5 protein-coding genes are annotated in these 4,235 nt (G+C 70.2%); 3 read left to right on the top strand and 2 right to left on the bottom strand.

The genetic code is table 11. From position 1 onward, the window contains the following. Nucleotides 1-196: 196 nt before the first annotated feature. Nucleotides 197-1,045: a C40 family peptidase gene (locus tag ACWGIU_RS31200; RefSeq protein ID WP_453711446.1), complete on the bottom strand. Its 849-nt coding sequence runs from the start codon at nucleotides 1,043-1,045 to the stop codon at nucleotides 197-199. Between the two features lie 660 nt (nucleotides 1,046-1,705). On the opposite strand from ACWGIU_RS31200, the gene ACWGIU_RS31205 reads away from it, so the two are divergent. From ACWGIU_RS31205 to ACWGIU_RS31215, 3 genes are all read left to right on the top strand, one after another. After that, on the top strand, nucleotides 1,706-2,377 hold the full coding sequence (locus ACWGIU_RS31205; protein ID WP_453711448.1) for a restriction endonuclease: 672 nt from the start codon (nucleotides 1,706-1,708) through the stop codon (nucleotides 2,375-2,377). 471 nt (nucleotides 2,378-2,848) lie between these two features. Then, nucleotides 2,849-3,718, top strand: a complete 870-nt coding sequence (locus ACWGIU_RS31210) for an isocitrate lyase/PEP mutase family protein (protein ID WP_453711450.1) — start codon at nucleotides 2,849-2,851, stop codon at nucleotides 3,716-3,718. Next, entirely contained in the window at nucleotides 3,715-3,984 is a 270-nt protein-coding gene (locus ACWGIU_RS31215) for a hypothetical protein (RefSeq protein ID WP_453711452.1), read from the top strand. The genes ACWGIU_RS31210 and ACWGIU_RS31215 overlap by 4 nt, the downstream gene beginning before the upstream one ends. Before the next feature lie 65 nt (nucleotides 3,985-4,049). Here ACWGIU_RS31215 and ACWGIU_RS31220 read toward each other — a convergent pair. Continuing rightward, nucleotides 4,050-4,235 (bottom strand): hypothetical protein (locus ACWGIU_RS31220; protein ID WP_453711454.1); only part of this gene is annotated, 186 nt, incomplete at its 5' end.

The following is a 4,235-nucleotide window of genomic DNA, read 5'->3' on the forward strand; positions in this document are numbered from 1 at the left end:
GCTCTTCCCCGTGGCGGGCGTCGCCTGGGCCGGGCCGGTCACGGTGGCCATACCGCCGGCCAGTGCGGCGGTGGCGAGAGCGATGACGATCTTCTTGCGTGCGGACATGCTTCCTCCTCGAAAGGGCTCCCTGTGGGGGCCGGGTGATGGGTGGTGAGTGGTCGGTGGTGCGGGTGGTGCGAGGTGGTGCGGGTGCTCAGGGGCAGGTAGGTACGCCGTCCAGCCAGGCGGGGCCCTTGAGGTAGATGTTGGTGATCCACGCCCCGTACTCGGGCAGGTAGGACCAGGCGTCGTTGGTGTAGCCCTCCGCCGTCACCGGTTCGGCGTGCTTCTGGCACTCGACGCGCACCGTGGTCGGGCCGGGAAACCGGTGTGCCCGCGGGCTCGTGGTGGACGGCTCCTTATGGGTCCACACATCCGTGCCCCAGGTGCTGAACGTGCCGGGTGCCGTCGTCGGCGCGATGCGGACCGCTCCCGCGTAGTCCCCGCCCAGCCGAACGTCGCTGACAGTGATCCGGGTGCCTGATTCCCGCGCCTCGACCATCTTCCCCGCGCCCAGGTAGATCGCGATGTGATGGATGGAGCCCCCCGACCCCCATGCGAGCAGGTCCCCCGGAAGCAGTGGCCCGGTCCCCTGGGCGGCCGTGAAACGCTGCTTCACGTGCGGCGAATGGAACTGGTGGTACGCGTTGCCGGACAGCGGGTCGCCGCCGACCGCGCGGGCGTAGGCGTACCGGACCAGGCCGGAGCAGTCGAAGCCCAGCCGCTCGGGGTCGTGTGCGCTGTCGGGGTCGCTCGGGTCGACCTGACCGTAGGTCGGCCCTGGCTGTTGCCCGTGGCCGCCGCCCCAGGTGTACCAGACCCCGATCTGTTCGCACGCGGCTGCCACGGCCTTCTCCGCCGCCGCGGAGGCGCCGGGAGCGAGCACTCCGCACGCCTCCGCCGTCGGTGTCATGGCCGCCGCGAGCGCTGTTGCGCTGCCGGCACCTCCCCATGTGGCCACGAGGGTGAACGCCGCCACCGCCACCGCCACTTTTCTCCGCATCGCCATTCCGGTCCCCGTCCCGCCACGCGGTGTCCCGCGGGTCGTCGTGCTCGTCGTCGTATCAGCGGCGTGCTCGTCGTAAGCGAGCACGAGCCGGCCGTCCATCGGGCACTCCGAGACTGTGCCCCGCCACCCCTCCGTGTCGAGGAAGCGCGGGTCGCCCACTGAAAACGGGAAACGGGAAACCTTCGGGAAACCCGCTCTGAGCAGGTGCTTTGAGTGGCCGTCAACAGGCCGCTCGGTGGGAGTGTCACGTCGGCGCGCACAGCCCGGCACCGCGAAGCCGGTCGAGGAAGTCCGTGTGGTCCACGGCGGGAGCCGCTGTCCGGGGGACGGTGCGGTGCCGGAACTCCCCGGCGGTCTCCACCGAGCCCCGGCGGGCGGCCTTCGCCCCGCGCCGCGCCGACGGGGCCGTTTGGATCCGGGATTCGCGATCAGACGAGGAGACGTACGGGGTCCACCCCCGGCGAACGAGTGAGGGAGGGGTCCTGGATGGTGACATCGGGAGGCCGTCGGGACGGCGCGGGCGACGGTGCCGGGTCCGTGGGGCGGGACGTCCTGCTGGCGGTCGGGCTCGTGGGCATCTGCCTGGGCGGAGCGGCTGTGTTCGTGCGGACGACGACCGGGACGGGTGGCGGCATACCCGTGATGCCTATCGCGATGGTGATCGTCCTGGGGGCCGGGGTGGCGCTGGCCCGGTGGAGCCTGGCACCCTTCCGGCGCCGCGTCCCTGCGTACCCGGAGACGGCCTCCGCGGCGACCACGGATCCGGAGAGCCCCGCGTGCCCGCCGCCCGCAGATCGGCCGGCTGCGACGTCTCTCCTCCTTTCGCCTGCTGCTGCCGAGCCGGTGGCGGATCCGACCGAGGTGCCCGAGGTGGGGCCCGGAGCCCTGGATCACGCGGCGGTGGACGCCGACGGCTTCGAGCACACGATCGCCGCGTTGTGCGCCCGCGACGGTTGCCTCCAAGTGGAAGTCGTGGGCGGAGCCGGCGATTTGGGCGCCGACGTGATCGCGGTGACGGCGGACGGCCTGCGCGTCGTCGTCCAGTGCAAGCACTACGGCGAAGGCAACCGGGTCGGCTCGCAGGACCTGCAACGCTTCGGCGGCACCTGTTTCGCCATCCATGAGGCCGATGTGGCCGTTGTGGTGACCACCAGTTCCTTCACCGTTCCGGCCGAGGAGTACGCCGCCGCCTGCGGCATCGTCTGCGTAGACGTCGACGATCTGGCCGCGTGGACGGAGTCGCGGACGCCCCCGCCCTGGGAGAGCGCGGCTACGGAACTGTGGCGGCCGCAAGCGCCGGCGGACGCAAAGACGCAACAAGCCTGAAGGGGCCTTGACCGAGGGCACCGCCAGGCTGGGGCTGCAGAACGTCACGCGTGACGCGCTACGCGCCGCCCCGCCTCGTCTTGGACGGCGACCGCCCTGTCGGCTTCCTCGTGTCCTTCCTCGACATCGGCTGTGACCGCTGAAATCCGCCGCCGACGCGGCAGTCGGCATGGCCGGCCGTAACAGCGCTGCTGACGGCCATGGGCGCCCGCCCACCTCACGCCCGTACCGGATCCGGTGCAGCTCCCAGGCCACCGGCTCACGGATGCCCCTACGGGGGTCAACCACAAGCCCGTGACCAGTGACGTTTCTGTGGTGAACGGTGTGCGCCGTTGGAGTGAGCAAAGACTGAGTCATGCGTGGATTTAGAGATGGCCCGGAAATGATCAGTTTTGGGTAAACCGCTGCAGTGTCGCGGCACACCCTTCCCCCCATATGTGCGTAATGCACCCCGTCTTGAAGGAGCTGACGATGAGTTACGGGAACAGACTGCGGGACCAGATCGCCGGACCGGGCACCACGCCGTTGATCGGCGTGTACGACATGTACTCGGCCTCAGTGGCCGCCGGGCACTACGACGGGATGTTCGTCTCCGGATTCGGGTTCGCGGCCTCTCACTACGGCCTGCCCGACATCGGGTTCATCGCCTGGCCGGACATGCTCGCCTTCGTCCAGCGGCTGCGGGGCGCCTTCCCCCAGCACCACCTGCTCGTGGACATCGACGACGGCTACGTCGACGTGGAGGTCGCCTGCCACATGACGGAGGCCCTGGAGCGCCTCGGCGCCTCCGGGATCATCCTCGAGGACCAGAAGCGCCCACGCCGGTGCGGGCACGCCGACGGCAAGCAGATCCTGCCGCTCACCGAGTACTTGGACAAGCTGGAGGCGGTACTGGAGACCCGCACGGACATGCTGGTCGTCGCTCGAACGGATGCCACCGAGGAGGCTGACGTACTGCGCCGCGCCGAGGCTCTGGCCGCGACGGACGCCGACGTCGTCCTGGTCGACGGTGTCCGCAGCGTCGAGTGGATCCAGCGGATCCGTGAAGTCGTCGGCACCACGCCGCTGCTGTTCAACCAGATCGCCGGAGGCAAATCCCCCCGGTTGTCCCTGAGTGAACTGTCCGAGCTCGGCGTCGACGTCGCGATCTACAGCACCCCCTGCCTCTTCGCCGCTCACCGCGCCATGGACACCGCACTGGCCGAACTGCGGCTCGCCGACGGTCGGCTGCCCGCCGACGAGAACGGCGAGATCGGGGTGGGCGAGTCCACCCGGCTCCTGACCAGGAACATCGCCCGCCACCGGTCCATCCCTGTTGCGCGCGAGAGCGCCGGGGTGTGACCGGCGCACGCGTACGGGCCGCTGCCTGCCTCGCGGTCACCCTCATCTGCGGTGGCGCCACCCCCGCCGCCGCTGAGGGAAGCCTGATCACCGTCATCGACAACTCCCACGCCGACTCCGTCCTCGAAGTCGACCGAACCGCCAACGTCCAGAGCGGAAGCGGCACCTCCGGCAGCGACCACGAAGGCGGCGCCGTCGACATTCTCACCACCCTCATCCCCACAGGACATACGCGGCAGGACGCCGCCCCGGGTCGGCCGGGCTGAACGGTAGTGGAGTGACTCCGTGCCCGGATCGCTGCTCGCGCGCGCACGTCTTGATTGACGCCTCCTCAGATTTTTTGAGGAGAGACGCGTTTGAAGGAGGACAGTCCGGTCAGACGCGTGGACATGGAAGCGAACACCTTGCGGGTGGGGCGCTTCCAGAGCGGGCCCCGCCGCATGCCGCCCTTCCCCCTGGCGTCATGCGGCAGGCTCGCCCGCGCGACGGGCTGCCGCCCGGATCCGTACGGCACCCG

This window comes from Streptomyces sp. NPDC054840 (genome assembly GCF_053611065.1).

What these genes read in the sequence shown, in the direction of transcription:
- ACWGIU_RS31200 (WP_453711446.1), bottom strand. Translation starts at nt 1,045, where the DNA reads ATGCGGAGAAAAGTGGCGGTGGCGGTGGCGGCGTTCACCCTCGTGGCC.
- ACWGIU_RS31205 (WP_453711448.1), top strand. Translation starts at nt 1,706, where the DNA reads ATGGTGATCGTCCTGGGGGCCGGGGTGGCGCTGGCCCGGTGGAGCCTG.
- ACWGIU_RS31210 (WP_453711450.1), top strand. Translation starts at nt 2,849, where the DNA reads ATGAGTTACGGGAACAGACTGCGGGACCAGATCGCCGGACCGGGCACC.